Raw genomic sequence first — 14,082 nt, 5'->3', positions numbered from 1 at the left:
TTCTTTGAAACGCCGCACCGGAAAAAGGGCAAGCAGCCCTTCGACAGGCTGAGGGCAAACGGATAGTATAAACGCAATGCACATTCCCATTCTCTTCGAAGATGGCGAGGCGCTTGTCATCGACAAGCCCGCCGGCCTCCCCATCGAGACACCGCGCAAGGGCGGTGCCAGTCTCGAGGATCACCTCGAAAAGCTGAAGCTGGGCTTCCAGCGCGCGCCCGTTCCGGTGCACCGGCTGGATACCGATACCTCTGGCTGCCTGCTGCTGGCGCGCAACCCCAAGGCTTTGAAGCGCTTCAACAAGGCTTTCGAGGAAAAGCTCGTCGCCAAGACGTATCTCGGCATCGTCGCCGGACCGGTGGAGGACGACGAGGGCACCATCGAACTCGCCCTGTCCAAGATCAGCAGCGAGGCGAAGGGCTGGCGGATGATCGTGGCGAAGAAGGGCAAGCCCTCCGTCACCCATTGGACAAAGCGCATGGAACTGAACGGCGGGCTGACACTGGTGGAATTCCGTCCGGAGACGGGCCGCACCCACCAGATCCGCGTCCACGCCGAACACACCTTCAAGCGGTCGCTGCTGGGCGATCCGATCTACGGCAACAAGGATGCGCGCGTCTCGCGCACGATGCTGCACGCCAGCGCACTGGTGATGCCGCGCGAGGGCAAGCCCGATATCGTGGCGCAGGCTCCGCTGCCCGCCGATTTCCTGAAGCTGGGCGCCGCGCAGGAATAGCAGGCAATGGGCAGGATCCTCGACCGGGCGCACGAGATCGCGGAGGAGAGCTTCATCGCCGCGTCCGGGCCCGGCGGGCAGAACGTTAACAAGGTGGCGACGGCCGTGCAGCTGCGGGTGAACATCTACGCGCTGGGATTGCCTCCGCGAATCTTTCACCGGCTGAAGGACATTGCCGGCAACCGGCTGAGCCAGGCGGGCGATATCATCATCGATGCCCGCAACCACCGCACGCAGGAAGCGAATCGGCGCGACGCGCGCGAGCGCATGGCCGCCATGATCGAGGAAGCGATCAAGGAGCCCAAGAAGCGGGCAAAAACGCGCGTGAACCGGCTGAACAAGAGGAAGCGGCTGGCCAACAAGAAGGCGCAGGGCGAGAAAAAGGCGCTGCGCGGAAAGATCGACCTGTAGCGACAGGATCGCTCGCCAGCCTTGACTTTTCCCCGATTCTCTCGCAATGGGCGCGCCGGAACGGCGGTGCCGATGGCATCGCCCTATTTATTTTCAGGGCACACGCGCCCTTATCAGACTTTTTGAAGGCAAGACCATGGCGAAGCCCGCAACCATCAAGATCCGCCTGAACTCCACCGCGGACACCGGCCACTTCTACGTGACCAAGAAGAACCCGCGTAACCACACGGAAAAGTTCACCTTCCGCAAGTACGACCCGATTGCGAAGAAGCACGTCGAGTACAAGGAAGGCAAGATCAAGTAAGCCGCTTTCGGCACGCTCGATCGCCGTATTACCGACCCCTTGCTGAACCCCTTTGCTGAATGGGGGGAACCGGCGGGGTTCACTGTCGGTTCAATGCCTCACCTGTACCCATCGGGTTCCCTAATGGTGAGAGTATGAACGCCTTGAAAAACCTTATCCGCACACCCGCCATCGCCGCCGCCCTCGGCGCGATGGCTTTTGCCGTTCCAGCCACGCTTACGGTCGCGGCGGCTCCCGTGGCTGCCCAGGCCCAGGCCGACCAGTTGCAGCGGGCCGCCCGTGCGCTGCGCGGCATTTCCACGATGCGCGCCGACTTCACCCAGACGGACCGCCTCGGCAACGTTGTCTCCGGCGAGCTGACGCTGAAAAACCCCGGCAAGATCCGCTTTGAATATTCGGATGACGTGAACATGCTGGTTGTTTCCAACGGCACGGCGCTGTCGATCATCGATTACGAAGTCAGCCAGGTGGAACGCTACCCCATCGGCGATTCGCCGCTCGGTGCGCTGCTCAACCCGAATCGCGACATCACCCGCTATGGCCGGGTGCAGCCCGGAACGCGCAACGGCATCGTCTCGATCGCGGTCACGGATCCCGACCGTCCGGAATTTCCCACGATGACCCTCATTTTCACGGAAAAGGCCTCCGCACCCGGCGGGCTGGAGCTGAACAGCTGGGTCGCCCTCGATTCGCAGAACCAGCGCACTACCGTGCGGCTGCGCAATCATCGTTACGGAATGAGCGTATCCGACAGCGAATTCCGTTTCCGCGATCCGCGCCGCTCGTCCCGTCGTCCGGGATAACCGGCCTGTAGGCGAATTGTTGTAAATTTGCGACAAACTACATCCGTCATTCATTGCTGCGACAGGGAGTTCCGCCTAATCCATAAGACATAGAGACGCGGTGAGGCGGGTTTCCCCCCTGTTGCCCTGATCCTCGTAAAAAGCCGCGTTTCTTGCGAAGCGTGACGAACGCTCGAAAAACGAACCCCCGTCGCATCATGCCCCCGCGACGGGGGTTTTTTTATCTGCGGTGCACGACTAGGCAGCAGTGATGGTCACAATCACCACTTGGAACATCAACTCCGTCCGCCTGCGCATGCCCATCGTGGAGCAGTTCCTGAAGGAGAACGCGCCCGACGTTCTGTGCCTGCAGGAAATCAAGTGCCAGGAGCAGCAGTTTCCGTACAAGGCCTTTGCCGAGCTCGGCTACGAACATGCCGTTGTGCACGGGCAGAAAGGGTATCACGGCGTCGCCACGGTCAGCCGCATCCCCATGCAGGAGTTCTCCCGCCACGACTGGCAGGATAACGGAGAGGCTCGCCATGTTGGCGTGGAGTTTCCCTCGCTTGACGGGCTGGTGCTGGAAAACGTCTACATCCCCGCCGGCGGCGACATCCCCGACCGCGAGAAGAACGCCAAGTTTGGCCAGAAGCTCGATTTCCTCGGGCGCATGACGCACTGGGCCGAGGCAATCGACCGGCCCACCCTGCTGGTGGGCGATTTCAACGTCGCTCCGCTGGAATGCGATGTGTACGATCACAAGGCGCTGCTGAAAGTCGTCAGCCACACGCCGCTGGAAGTGGAGACGCTGGGCCTGCTGCAAGGCGCGCATGAATGGGTCGACCTTGGCCGCAAGCATATCCCCGCGCCCGAACGCAACTATTCCTGGTGGTCCTATCGCACTTACTGGCAGGGCAAGGACCGCGGACGGCGGCTCGATCACATGTGGGCATCGCCCGATCTTGCCGCGCAGAGCCGTGGACATACGATCGCAGAGCATACCCGCGACTGGGAAAAACCCAGCGATCACGTGCCCCTCACGACGGAGTTCGACCTCTGAGCGGATCGCCCACCCGTTCCCCGCAGCGGCGCGTGGCACAGGCGATAGACGCGCTGCGCCATGGCTGGCCGATCAAGCTGGGGGATGCGCCGGTGCTGTTGCCGGTAGAGACCGCGCCCGGCCGCGCGGCGAAGTCCGACCGCATGCTGATTTCCGCTGCGCGCGCCGAGACGCTGAAGCTCACCAACCAGCGCCCGGCTGCCGACGGCCATTCCCCCGTGCTGATGCGCGCTGCCGACCTGCTCGACCGCGACAGCGCCCTGCCGGTGGCGGACCCCGCGCTCGACCCGGTCAATCCGCTGAAGGGGCCGTTCCTGGCCGAGACGCTGGAATGGGTGACCGCCGCGAAAGTGGCGCTGGAACTGGCGCGCATTGCAGGGGTGCTGCCCGCATTCCTGGTTGACCCCGACCCGGCGGGCGAGGCGGTCGAGCTGAAATCCGTGGACCTTGCGGCGTGGACGGAACCCGCCAACCTTGCCATTGCCACGCGCGCCCACTTGCCCATCGCGCACGAGGAAGAGGCGGAAATCGTCGTCTTCCGCGCGCCCGACGACATGCGCGAGCACGTAGCGCTGGTGCTGGGCGCACGATCGGCCGACACGACCCCGCTCGTCCGACTGCATTCCGAATGCCTGACGGGCGATATCTTCGGCAGTCTGAAATGCGATTGCGGCCCGCAACTCGACCATGCGCTGGCTGCCATGTCTGCCGCGGCGAGCGAGGGGGGGTGGGGCGTGCTGCTTTACCTGCGACAGGAGGGGCGGGGAATCGGCCTCGTCAACAAGCTGCGCGCCTATCGCTTGCAGGATGACGGGTTCGATACGCTGGAAGCCAACCGCCGCCTGGGCTTCCCCGAGGAAGCCCGCGACTTCCCGCTGGCGGCCCGCATGCTGGACCTGCTGGGGATTCACGCGGTGCGACTGATGACGAACAATCTCGAGAAGGTCGTGGCGCTTGAGGATGCGGGGATCAAGGTGACTGAACGCGTGCCCCACCAGTTGCCCGCCAACCCGCACAACACCCGCTACCTCGCCACCAAGCGCGATCGGGCCGGGCACCTGCTGACGTGAGCAGGGTTCACTCTGGTCCCCGTCAGTTGCTCGGCTAGGCGCCGGTTTCCGGATTAACCCACCGCCCCAGCGCCTGCCCCATGCGCACTGCGTCACCGGCCTTGAATTCCTCCAGCCAGTCAACGTGGCCGGGTTCGAACAACAGGACCACGGTCGAGCCGAGGAAGAAGCGGCCCATTTCGTCGCCAGCCGCAAAATTGTGTTCCCCATCGGCGAAGGTGCGGTGCCGGGGGCGCGGCGCGTGGGCTGTCTCGCGTCCGCCCCAGACGGTCTCGACACCGGCCACGATCATCGCGCCGACCATGACGCTGGCAAAGCATCCGTGCGGCCCGTCGAACATGCAGGCGAGCCGCTCGTTACGGGCGAAGAGGTCGTCCACGTTTTCGGCCGTGACCTGGTTCACGCTGAACAGGTCGCCCGGCACGTAAACCGTGCCCAGCAACTCTCCCGCGGCAGGCATGTGCACGCGGTGATAATCTTTCGGGCTGAGGTAGATGGTGGCGAAAGCGCCGCCCTCGAACCGCTTGGCAATCGCCGGATCCCCGCCCAGAAGCTGCGTGGCGGTGAACGCCCGGCCCTTGGCCTGGAAGATACGTCCTGCCTCGATAGTGCCGATCTGGCTGATAGCGCCGTCGGCGGGGGACAGGACGTGTTCACGGGCATCTGCCAGGGGGCGCGCGCCGGGTTTCAGTTCGCGCGTGAAGAAGTCGTTGAAGCTGGCATAGGCCTCCACCGGGCGCGCTGCCTCGCTCATGTCGACATCGTAGGTGTCGATGAACCGGCGGATCAGGCGATCCTTCAGCCACGGCGTTTCGCTGCCGGCGAACCTGCCGGCGAGGCGCGAGATGGCATGGTGCGGCAGAGCGTGCTGGAGCCAGATGAAAGGACTGGCCATCAGCGTAGCTGGCTATCCTTGGAGCCGCGCCGGTTCATGCTCGTATGACGCACCGCGCTATCCTTGCCCGACTGGCATTCGACGCAGGTCCGTACACCGGGCACGGCCTGGCGCCGTTTTTCCGGGATATCCTCGCCGCAGATGTCGCAGTATTCGGCGCTTTCCCCCTTGGGTATACGCGAACGTGCGGCGGCGACTGCGTCGCTCACCGTATCGTCGATCTGGTCCTGCACCGCGCCATCGCGCGACCATCCGCCTGCCATTGTTCAAATCCTTCCTATGGAAAGAATGGCATAGCAGGGGTGTATGTTCCCGCCAAAGGCCCGCCGCGCGTATGGCTCAGCGACAAAGTTGGCGGTAGCGTTCGCGTTGGCGTTCGGCCGCGACATCGGGCACCAGCCAGCTGTTCGCGCGCGCGCAATTCAGGGCGTTTTCCCAAAGTGTGCCGGAAGGACTTTCGATTTCTCCGGTATCGAGATCCAGCGCCAGGGCGATATGGGGGCCTTGAAACGCACGCGGAATATCGCTGTCCGGTCCGACCAGGTGCAGGGATATTATCGCGCGGTGAGTACCAGGTTCGATGCGGGGCGCCGCGCCCCACCAGCGCAAGGTCGAAACGGTACGCGGCAAGCCGTTTATGTAGTCTTGTGGCAGGAAATCCTTCAGCGCGTGGCGAGCGATGACTTCGCCTTTGCTGCCGTAGACCACCAGAACGTTTTCACCGAACCCGTAGGAGGCATAGTCGTCGACCGTCAGCAGCCGCTCGCCATCGTCTGTTACCAGCACGCGAGCGGGTGCCTGGGGATTGAGCAAGCGAACCGTGCGCGAATTGCTGCGGTAATCGCCGCGAAAATGCTCCACGATAGCGCGGGCGGCGGGCTCGCAATCCGCTTCGCCCACGGCGCAGGAAAGCATGGCTGGAACGACGGTGACGACGATCGATCCGTCGGCGGAGCTCGCTTCCTGCACGCTGGGTGGAAGAAAGCTGTCCGCCTGGGCCGGCACGCCGGTTATGAACGCGGCGATGGTCGCAAGCAGGGGAATCGATACCTTCATGATACGTCGTATCAGGCACTGTCGCTTTCGCGACGCTGAATTGCCGTATCAGCGGATCACTTCATAGCGGGTCAGGCGGCGGTCGAGCGCGTTTTCGCCCACGCCGCGCATGTCGCCCGACCAGTCAGCGACGAAAATGGATTCGCGATCCACGCCGCTGGCGAAGCGGGCATCGTTGCCGACCACGGAAAGGCCCGAGCTGTCGTGCGTGCGGCCTTCTGCGGCGACGGCAATGAAGGCACCGTAGTTTTCCTTGTCCTGCCCCTGCACGAACCAGTTGTTGCTGATCTGTCCGGCGGCCCCGCCAGGCAGGTCGATCATGTAATTGGTGCCGCGCCCGGCGGCATCGTCGAAGCTGGAGGAGGCGATGTCGACACGCACGGCGCGCGCTTTCACGTAGTGGCCGCCGCGACCTTCCTCGAACCGGCTGCGGGTGATGCGGACATGGCCGTATTCGCCGGTGTAGATGGAATGGGCACAGCCGCCCGATCCCTCGCAAGTGCCAAGGCGGGTGAACGTGCTGCGATCGATCACCAGCCGTCCGGCGGGATCGTTGTGTGTCAGAATGCCCTGCTGGCTGTCGCGAAACCAGCTTTCGGCCACGGTGAGATTGCCCTTCTCGAGCCGGATGCCGGAGCCGTTGTAATCGGGCACGCGCATGTTCTGGAAGACAATGCCGGACACTTCCGCCGTGCGCCCGCGCAAGACCAGCGCCGCCTTGCCTTCGCAGGTTACGCCATCGAAGACGACAGAGCCCGGTTCGCTGGCGAGGTAGGACACCGCGCCCGCTTCCTGGATTGCGCACTGTTCATAACGTCCGGGTGCGATGGCGATGGAGCCGCGCGCGTCGCCAATGGCATTCACCGCGTCCTGCAGCCGATCGTACCCGCGTCCCGTCTCCACCACGGTGAAAGGCGATGCGCGGTCCTGCGCAAACACGGTGGCCATGGGAATAGCGGCCACGGCAAGGGCGGCGACAACACCGATCAGGCCAAGCTGAAGGCGGTGTGAGTTGCCATTGGGGGCGAGGCGGGATTCCTGCGTCATCATACCCGCTCTCGTAGCCGAATTGGGTTAACGGGCTGCTAAGCCTGCCCCTGAAGGCTAGCCTCGCCAACGCCACCCGCCGCGGGTGTGGCGCTCGGCAAGCCAGAGGAACGGTATGGTGATCGCCGCCAGCAACACGACGAAAGTTACAAGGCCAAGCCGATCCGCGAAAAGCGAAAGTCCGATGGCCGCGCCGATAAATGCAAGCAGCAGGAGCCATCCCTGCCACGCACAGGGCCAGCCGGCACCGTAACCGAATTTCTTGGGTGCGAACCAGGGATCTGTTCCAAACAGTCCTTTCGCCATCTTCAACGCCTTCCACCCCTGTTCAAGTGTCAGTTCTTCTTCGGCGGCCTGCCGCGCTTCGGCTGCGTGCTGACCGGCACCTGCACCCCCCGCCGCTTCAGGGCCTCGCGCAGCAGCACCTCGATCTCCGCGTTGACCGAGCGCAGTTCGCCCGCGGCCAGGCGCTCCACCGCGTCGTGGAGCGCCGGATCGAGCCGCAGGGCGAATGCTTTCTTCTGTGCCTTGGGCATGAGAGCTTACTGGTAGAGCGAGCCCGCATTGACGACCGGGTTCACGTCGCGCTCTCCGCACAGCACCACCATCAGGTTGGACACCATGGCCGCGCGTCGCTCGTCATCGAGGTGGACAATATCGTCTTCGGACAGCTTCGAGAGAGCCATCTCCACCATGGAGACCGCCCCCATCACCAGCTTGGCGCGCGCGGCGATGACCGCCTCGGCCTGCTGGCGGCGCAGCATGGCACCGGCAATCTCGCTAGCGTAGGCCAGGTGGGTGAGGCCAGCCTCGTCCACCACGATCCCGGCGACGGCAAGGCGTTCGTTGAGCTCGGTCTGCAATTCGGAGTTCACCACGTCGGGGCTGCCGCGCAGGGTCGTCTCGTCCTCCTCGAAATCGTCGTACGGATGGCGCGCACCTACCGTGCGCAGCCCCGCCTCGATCTGGATGTTCACGAACTCGTGATAGTCGTCCACGTCGAACACAGCCTGCGCCGTATCGCGCACGCGCCACACCACGTTGCAGGCGATGTCGATGGGATTACCGCGCAGGTCGTTGATCTTGATCCGTTCGGAATGGATGTTGTGCGCGCGGGCGCTGATCTTCTGCTTCATCATCCACGGCCAGACCCAGCGCAGACCCTCCGTCCGGTCGGTGCCGCGGTATTCGCCAAACAGCGTGATCACCGCGCCCTGATTGGGCTGGATCATGTAGAAGCCGATCCACGAAATAAGGCCAATCAGCGCCACGAGAATGCCGAGGATCACCGGTGCCGGCGAGCCGCCCACCTTGGCCACCGATATACCATATATCACCGCGAAGGCACCGCCCAGCGTCAGCACCAGCGCCACCAGCAGCATGAAATACCCGTTATAGCCGCTCGCCGGGACCTCCCGGCTGCGAGCCATGGGGATGTGTTCCTTACTCATATAAACCCTCCTGTCTGATATAAATATGATATCACTATTATATCAGACGTGGCGGGTTGCAAAGCAGAATCGGCGCGTGGTCAATTGCGTGCGATGGCTTTCAGAAAAGCCTCGCCATAGGCCTCCAGTTTCTTCGCCCCCACGCCGGGGATCTGCGACATTTCCGCCAGGTTCACGGGCCTGTCCGCCGCCATGGCGCGCAGCACGGCATCGTGGAAGACGACGTAGGGCGGCACCCCTGCTTCGGCGGCAAGGTCGCGGCGCAGGGCGCGCAGGGCATCGAACAGCGGATCGCCGACCGGGTTGGGGGTGGAACCGCCGCGCCCCTTGCGACTGCCGCGGCGCTGCGGCGGTTTTGCCATCACCAGCGGCGCTTCGCCGGTCAGGATCGCCCGCGCATCTCCCGCCAGCGCCAGGCCCCCGTGCTCGGTCTGGACGAGGCAGCCGCGCACCTGGAGCGCGCGGGCAACAGCTTGCAGCAAGGCCGCATCTTCCCCCTCGACGATACCGAATACCGTTAGCCGGTCGTGCTGCTTGCTCACCACGCGGTCGTCCGCCACGCCGGTCAGCACCTTTTGCAGGTGCCCGAAGCCGAAGCTCTGGCCCGTGCGATAGACAGCGGAAAGCAGCTTGCGCGCCAGTTGCGTCACTTCGATTACCTGCGGCGGATCGAGGCAGTTGTCGCAGTTGCCGCACGTATCGGGCGGGTCCTCGCCAAAATGGCGCAGCAGCACCGCGCGGCGACATCCGGCGGTTTCCACCAGGCCAGCCAGCGCATCCAGCCGCTGGCGCTCGCCGTGCTGGCGCGCCTGCTCCACCTCGCCGATGCGCATGCGGGCCTGCGCGAAGTCGCCCGCGCCCCACAGCATCAGCGCGACCGCCGGATCGCCGTCGCGCCCCGCACGGCCCGTTTCCTGATAATAGGCCTCGATCGACTTGGGCGTTGCTGCGTGGGCGACGAAGCGCACGTCGGGCTTGTCGATCCCCATGCCGAAGGCGATCGTTGCCACCATCACCATGTCTTCGCTGGCTACGAACTTCGCCTGGTTCTCCGCGCGAACTTCCGGCGGCAGGCCCGCGTGATAGGGCAGCACCGGGCGGCCCGTGGCCTCTGCCAGTTGCTCCGCCAACTGCTCTACCTTGCGGCGGGTTGGGGCATAGACGATGCCCGGGCCGGGATTGTCGGCGCAGACCTGCGCCAACTGGCGTGGCAGCGAATCGCGCGGACGGATGGCGTAGCGGATATTCGGCCGGTCGAATCCGGCAACGATCAGACCCTCTTCGGGCAGGCCAAGCTGCGTGAGGATGTCGGCGCGGGTGTGGGCATCCGCCGTGGCCGTCAGCGCCAGGCGCGGCACATCGGGAAAGGCATCCATCAGCGGGCGAAGCTGGCGGTAGTCGGGGCGGAAATCATGGCCCCATTCGGATACGCAGTGCGCTTCGTCCACGGCGAACAGCGCCAGCCGGGCACTGGTCAGCAGGTCGCGAAAGCCCGCCTGGCTGGCGCGCTCTGGCGCGACGTAGAGCAGGTCGAGCTCGCCCGCCCTGAAAGCATCCATCGTCTCGCGCCAGTCGGCATCGGCGCTGGTCAGTGTGGCGGCACGGATTCCGTTGGCACGTGCAGAGCGCAGCTGGTCGTGCATCAGCGCGATCAGCGGAGAGATCACCACGCAGGTGCCCTCCAGCATGGTGGCCGGCAGCTGGTACGTCAGCGATTTGCCCGCCCCGGTTGGCATCACCGCCAGCGTGCTCTGCCCTGCCAGAACGCGCGTGACGACATCCGCCTGCCGCCCGCGAAAATCGGAAAAGCCGAACAGGCGGCGTAGTTCCTCCCGCGCAAGATCAAGGCCGACAGTTTCTATCACCGTGCTCCTGTGACAGGTCAAGGCCCCCGCGCCTACCGCCGCAACAGGCATTTCCACTTGGCGTTTGCACGGCTATGGGCAATTCGGGTTCAATCTCGAGGAAAGGGTCAATCCCCCATGAAGAAACTTGCCTATGTTGCCGTTGCCGCCGCGTTCGCGCTGTCTGCCTGCGGCGACACCACCGATGCGTCGGATGATGCCGTGGCTGATACCGTCGAAGTGCCTGCCGACGATGCGATGGCCGGCGCCCCCGATCCGGTCGCCGATGCCGATGCCATGGCCCAGGACGATGCGGACGTGGAAGAGGCGCTGGACGATGCCGAAGCAACCGCCGAGGCCGCTGGCGACGCCGCGCAGGAAACCGTGGACGACGCGATAGCGGCTGCCGAGGCGGCCCAGGACGAAATGGACAACGCCGGCGAGTGATCGCCGCGCGTTTCCACCGCAGAACGGGCCGGGCCTTCGCGGGTCTGGCCCTTTTCGCATGCGCCGCTTGCGGGGACGGCGGGGGAACAGGCGAACCGGCTCCGCCCACGCAGGGTGAATCGGCTGCCCTGCGCGATGCCGAGGAGATGCTGGACGCGCGCGAACCTGCTGAAATAGCGCCCGAAACCCCGCAGGCCGAGGCGCCCGGCACATAGGTTGCAATGATTCGCACCGGCCCTGCAAATGTGGTATCATTTGCAACATGACGGACATTGCCGAAAAACCCCGCGAAACTGCCCACCAGGGCCAGGACTTCAGCACCCTGCCCGAGGTTTCCAACGATGTATTCACCGCGCCGCTGAAGCGTCCCGGTCATGTGACCGAGGACTGGCTGGAGCCGCAGCAGACGCAGTACACTTCCGAAGACGACGCAATCTGGGACGACCTGTTCGCCCGGCAGATGAACGTGCTGCCCGGCCGCGCCTGTTCGGCCATGCTGGAAGGGCTGGAGAAGCTCGATCTTGGCAAGGGCGGCGTGCCCGATTTCGGCGAGCTGTCGGAGGAACTGGGCAAGCGCACCGGCTGGAGCGTGGTGCCGGTTCCCATGCTCATCCCCGATCACGTGTTCTTCTGGCACCTGGCCAACCGGCGGTTCCCTGCGGGCAACTTCATCCGCACGCGCGAGACGTTCGATTACATCCAGGAACCCGACGTGTTTCACGACGTGTTCGGCCACGTTCCGCTGCTGACCGACCCTACCTTTGCCGATTACATGCAGGAATACGGCCGCGCGGGCTGGAAGGCCATGCGCTACAACAAGCTCAAGGCTCTTGGCGCGCTTTACTGGTACACGGTGGAGTTCGGCCTGATGATGGAAGCTGGCGAGCCGCGCATTTACGGCGCGGGCATCCTATCCGGCCCGACCGAGGCTGTTTTTGCACTGGAAGGCCAGTCGCCGAACCGCATCATGCTGAATGTCGACCGGGTCATGCGCACCGACTACGTGATCGACGACCTGCAGCCGACCTATTTCGTGATCGAAAGCTTCGAGGACCTCTATCGCCAGACGGTGGAGCGCGATTTCGACCGGCTCTATCGCGACCTCGGCGCCAGCTTTACCTATGCCAATTCGGCGGTAATCGATGTCGACAACGTGCTGCATCGTGGCACGCAGGAATATTTCCTGCGTGGCGGCCGCGGAAGCGACGCCAGACCGGTCTGATCCAGACAACAAAAAACCGGCGCTGGATCGCTCCAGCGCCGGTTCTCTGAACTGCAAAATGCAGGCTTACATGCCGTCGATTTCGTCGGCCTGCTCTTCCATGTTTTCTTCCATGGCGTCGGTCTGGTCGTCCATGGCGTCGGCCTGCTCGTCGGTGATCACGCCTTCGGCTTCCATTTCGTTCACCTGCGCATCGCGCGAATCTTCCATCTCTTCGATGTTGTCTTCGGCCTGGTTTTCAGCGGCGCTGTCACAGGCGGCAAGGCCCAGGCCCAGAGCGGCGGCAGAGGCGAAAGCGATAATCTTCTTCATAGTGTATTTCCTTCCTGAGATGGCCACAGCGACATTCGAAACGGCCATTAGAATTCATTCCTCACTTCAGTCGAGGCCCGGCTTGGTAGTGTCGCGCCGATACAGGTAGTTGTACATCACCAGCGCGGCCAGAGCCCCGGCCATGGTCATCAACAACGCATCTACCGTATAGGTTCCTGAAACCAGATTTCCGTGGGTAAGTTCAGGCGTCAGAAGCAGGCCGGAAAGAACCGCGCCCACTACGCCAACGGCCATGAAACGCCATTGCGCCCGTACGCTGTCGGCGTGCACCATGAACGCGGTCTGCCATCCGAGGATGGTTCCCGAAACTATCATGAAGATGTAGCCCACGTGCCTTACCTTTGGTCCTTTCACAGACTAAACGGAAAGGAAGGGGATGCAGTTCCATGCGGCTGGGTCTACTTGTCGCCAACAGATCATCGGAATTAGCGCAATTTCTTGGTAATACAGTGTATTGCGCGGTTAACAGCGCATTAGAACATCCACAGCAGCAGCACGCCCATCGCAATCCGGTAGATCACGAAGAGCAGCATCGAGGCTCTCTTCAGGAAGTTCATCAGGAATGCCATCGTGCCGAAAGCGGCCAGGAAGGTCAGTCCGCCGGTTATCAGCGCTTCCATTACCATTTCTCCGCCCGCATCCATCAGATCGGGCACGATCAGCACGCCTGCCCCGGCCACGGCGGGGATCGACAGCAGGAAGGAGAAACGCGCAGCCTCCACCCGGCCGAAGCCGAGTACCCGCGCAGCCGTCATCGTGACGCCGGAGCGGCTGGTGCCGGGAATCAGCGCCAGTGCCTGCGCCATGCCCACCAGCAGGCCATCGCGCCAGGTCAGGTCCTCGTAGCTGCGATCCTCCCGCCCGAAATAATCGGCGATGCCCAGCAGGATGCCATAGAAGATCAGGTTGAATGCGATGAGGTCGGTAAAGCGCAGCGATGCGAGCAGGTCGCCATCCTCTATCTTCAGGCCGAACAGCGCCACGGCCACGCCGTTGAGGGCGCCGGTCTTGATCGCCAGCCCCGCGATCACGGCGGGAACGGTGCCCAGCACGATCCACCAGAACAGGCGCTTTTGTTCGGGCGCGTGGCCGATACCCACGGTGGCGAAGCCGCCGCGTGCCAGGCCCCAGGCATCCTTGAAGAAGTAGACGATGATCGCCAGCAGCGAACCGATGTGCACGGCGATGTCCAGCATCGGACCCTGATCGGGGTAATCGAGGAACACCGGCACGAGGATCAGGTGCCCCGAAGACGAGATCGGCAGGAATTCGGTGATCCCCTGCACCACGGCAAGGATCAGCATCTGGAGGAAAGTCATCGGGTAGCGGTGGTCCCTGGATGGAGAGCGTGCGTGCTCCCGCCTCCAACCAAAACGGGGGCGAAGTCAAGCCTCGCCCCCGTCGGATGGTTAGTTTTTTGCGCC

The 14,082-nt window shown here is 63.8% G+C and carries 20 protein-coding genes; 9 read left to right on the top strand and 11 right to left on the bottom strand.

Features of this window, described 5'->3' with window-relative positions; translation table 11 throughout:
* Window positions 1-76: 76 nt before the first annotated feature.
* From D2V07_RS15330 to ribA, 6 genes are all read left to right on the top strand, one after another.
* Window positions 77-736, top strand: coding sequence for an RluA family pseudouridine synthase (locus D2V07_RS15330; protein ID WP_119587801.1), 660 nt, complete (start codon window positions 77-79; stop codon window positions 734-736).
* A 6-nt stretch (window positions 737-742) separates the two neighbouring features.
* Window positions 743-1,147 (top strand): alternative ribosome rescue aminoacyl-tRNA hydrolase ArfB, encoded by a 405-nt coding sequence (gene arfB / locus D2V07_RS15325; protein WP_119587800.1) that lies wholly within the window; start codon window positions 743-745, stop codon window positions 1,145-1,147.
* A 136-nt stretch (window positions 1,148-1,283) separates the two neighbouring features.
* Window positions 1,284-1,451: a 50S ribosomal protein L33 gene (gene rpmG, locus D2V07_RS15320; RefSeq protein ID WP_047003840.1), complete on the top strand. Its 168-nt coding sequence runs from the start codon at window positions 1,284-1,286 to the stop codon at window positions 1,449-1,451.
* 134 nt (window positions 1,452-1,585) lie between these two features.
* Window positions 1,586-2,254, top strand: a complete 669-nt coding sequence (locus D2V07_RS15315; protein WP_119587799.1) for a LolA family protein — start codon at window positions 1,586-1,588, stop codon at window positions 2,252-2,254.
* 250 nt (window positions 2,255-2,504) lie between these two features.
* Window positions 2,505-3,293, top strand: coding sequence for an exodeoxyribonuclease III (gene xth, locus D2V07_RS15310; protein WP_119587798.1), 789 nt, complete (start codon window positions 2,505-2,507; stop codon window positions 3,291-3,293).
* A 32-nt stretch (window positions 3,294-3,325) separates the two neighbouring features.
* The gene (gene ribA, locus D2V07_RS15305; protein WP_119587797.1) at window positions 3,326-4,363 is read left to right on the top strand and encodes a GTP cyclohydrolase II; all 1,038 of its coding nucleotides are present in this window, start codon (window positions 3,326-3,328) and stop codon (window positions 4,361-4,363) included.
* A 34-nt stretch (window positions 4,364-4,397) separates the two neighbouring features.
* Here the strand turns inward: ribA and asd are convergent, their stop codons facing one another.
* The 8 genes from asd to recQ form a co-directional block, all read right to left on the bottom strand.
* Window positions 4,398-5,258 carry an archaetidylserine decarboxylase gene (gene asd / locus D2V07_RS15300; RefSeq protein WP_119587796.1) on the bottom strand — a complete coding sequence of 287 codons (861 nt, stop codon included), beginning with the start codon at window positions 5,256-5,258 and terminating at the stop codon, window positions 4,398-4,400.
* The gene (locus tag D2V07_RS15295) at window positions 5,258-5,521 is read right to left on the bottom strand and encodes a DksA/TraR family C4-type zinc finger protein (RefSeq protein WP_119587795.1); all 264 of its coding nucleotides are present in this window, start codon (window positions 5,519-5,521) and stop codon (window positions 5,258-5,260) included. The genes asd and D2V07_RS15295 overlap by 1 nt, the downstream gene beginning before the upstream one ends.
* 76 nt (window positions 5,522-5,597) lie before the next feature.
* On the bottom strand, window positions 5,598-6,314 hold the full coding sequence (locus tag D2V07_RS15290; RefSeq protein WP_119587794.1) for a hypothetical protein: 717 nt from the start codon (window positions 6,312-6,314) through the stop codon (window positions 5,598-5,600).
* A 48-nt stretch (window positions 6,315-6,362) separates the two neighbouring features.
* Entirely contained in the window at window positions 6,363-7,364 is a 1,002-nt protein-coding gene (locus D2V07_RS15285; RefSeq protein WP_407641605.1) for a right-handed parallel beta-helix repeat-containing protein, read from the bottom strand.
* A 54-nt stretch (window positions 7,365-7,418) separates the two neighbouring features.
* Window positions 7,419-7,667, bottom strand: a complete 249-nt coding sequence (locus D2V07_RS15280) for a hypothetical protein (protein WP_119587793.1) — start codon at window positions 7,665-7,667, stop codon at window positions 7,419-7,421.
* 29 nt (window positions 7,668-7,696) lie between these two features.
* Complete coding sequence (locus D2V07_RS15275) at window positions 7,697-7,897, bottom strand: toxin-antitoxin system HicB family antitoxin (protein WP_119587792.1); 201 nt, start codon at window positions 7,895-7,897, stop codon at window positions 7,697-7,699.
* Between the two features lie 6 nt (window positions 7,898-7,903).
* Window positions 7,904-8,812, bottom strand: coding sequence for an SPFH domain-containing protein (locus D2V07_RS15270; RefSeq protein ID WP_119587791.1), 909 nt, complete (start codon window positions 8,810-8,812; stop codon window positions 7,904-7,906).
* A gap of 80 nt (window positions 8,813-8,892) precedes the next feature.
* On the bottom strand, window positions 8,893-10,728 hold the full coding sequence (gene recQ / locus D2V07_RS15265; protein WP_119587790.1) for a DNA helicase RecQ: 1,836 nt from the start codon (window positions 10,726-10,728) through the stop codon (window positions 8,893-8,895).
* Between the two features lie 66 nt (window positions 10,729-10,794).
* On the opposite strand from recQ, the gene D2V07_RS15260 reads away from it, so the two are divergent.
* Genes D2V07_RS15260 through phhA form a run of 3 tightly spaced genes read left to right on the top strand, consistent with a single transcriptional unit; the run spans window position 10,795 to window position 12,325 of the window.
* The gene (locus tag D2V07_RS15260; protein WP_119587789.1) at window positions 10,795-11,103 is read left to right on the top strand and encodes a hypothetical protein; all 309 of its coding nucleotides are present in this window, start codon (window positions 10,795-10,797) and stop codon (window positions 11,101-11,103) included.
* Window positions 11,100-11,318: a hypothetical protein gene (locus tag D2V07_RS15255; protein ID WP_119587788.1), complete on the top strand. Its 219-nt coding sequence runs from the start codon at window positions 11,100-11,102 to the stop codon at window positions 11,316-11,318. The genes D2V07_RS15260 and D2V07_RS15255 overlap by 4 nt, the downstream gene beginning before the upstream one ends.
* Window positions 11,319-11,365: 47 nt before the next feature.
* Window positions 11,366-12,325, top strand: a complete 960-nt coding sequence (phhA, locus tag D2V07_RS15250; protein WP_119587787.1) for a phenylalanine 4-monooxygenase — start codon at window positions 11,366-11,368, stop codon at window positions 12,323-12,325.
* A gap of 66 nt (window positions 12,326-12,391) precedes the next feature.
* Here the strand turns inward: phhA and D2V07_RS15245 are convergent, their stop codons facing one another.
* From D2V07_RS15245 to D2V07_RS15235, 3 genes are all read right to left on the bottom strand, one after another.
* A complete protein-coding gene (locus tag D2V07_RS15245; protein WP_119587786.1) occupies window positions 12,392-12,637 on the bottom strand; it encodes a hypothetical protein in 246 nt (81 codons plus the stop codon).
* Between the two features lie 66 nt (window positions 12,638-12,703).
* The gene (locus D2V07_RS15240; protein WP_119587785.1) at window positions 12,704-12,988 is read right to left on the bottom strand and encodes a hypothetical protein; all 285 of its coding nucleotides are present in this window, start codon (window positions 12,986-12,988) and stop codon (window positions 12,704-12,706) included.
* Between the two features lie 143 nt (window positions 12,989-13,131).
* On the bottom strand, window positions 13,132-13,977 hold the full coding sequence (locus tag D2V07_RS15235) for an undecaprenyl-diphosphate phosphatase (RefSeq protein WP_119587784.1): 846 nt from the start codon (window positions 13,975-13,977) through the stop codon (window positions 13,132-13,134).
* Window positions 13,978-14,082: the final 105 nt, after the last annotated feature.

It is taken from the genome of Aurantiacibacter zhengii (assembly GCF_003584125.1).
GTDB lineage: Bacteria > Pseudomonadota > Alphaproteobacteria > Sphingomonadales > Sphingomonadaceae > Alteraurantiacibacter > Alteraurantiacibacter zhengii.
This window is presented reverse-complemented; position numbering and strand designations above follow the sequence as displayed.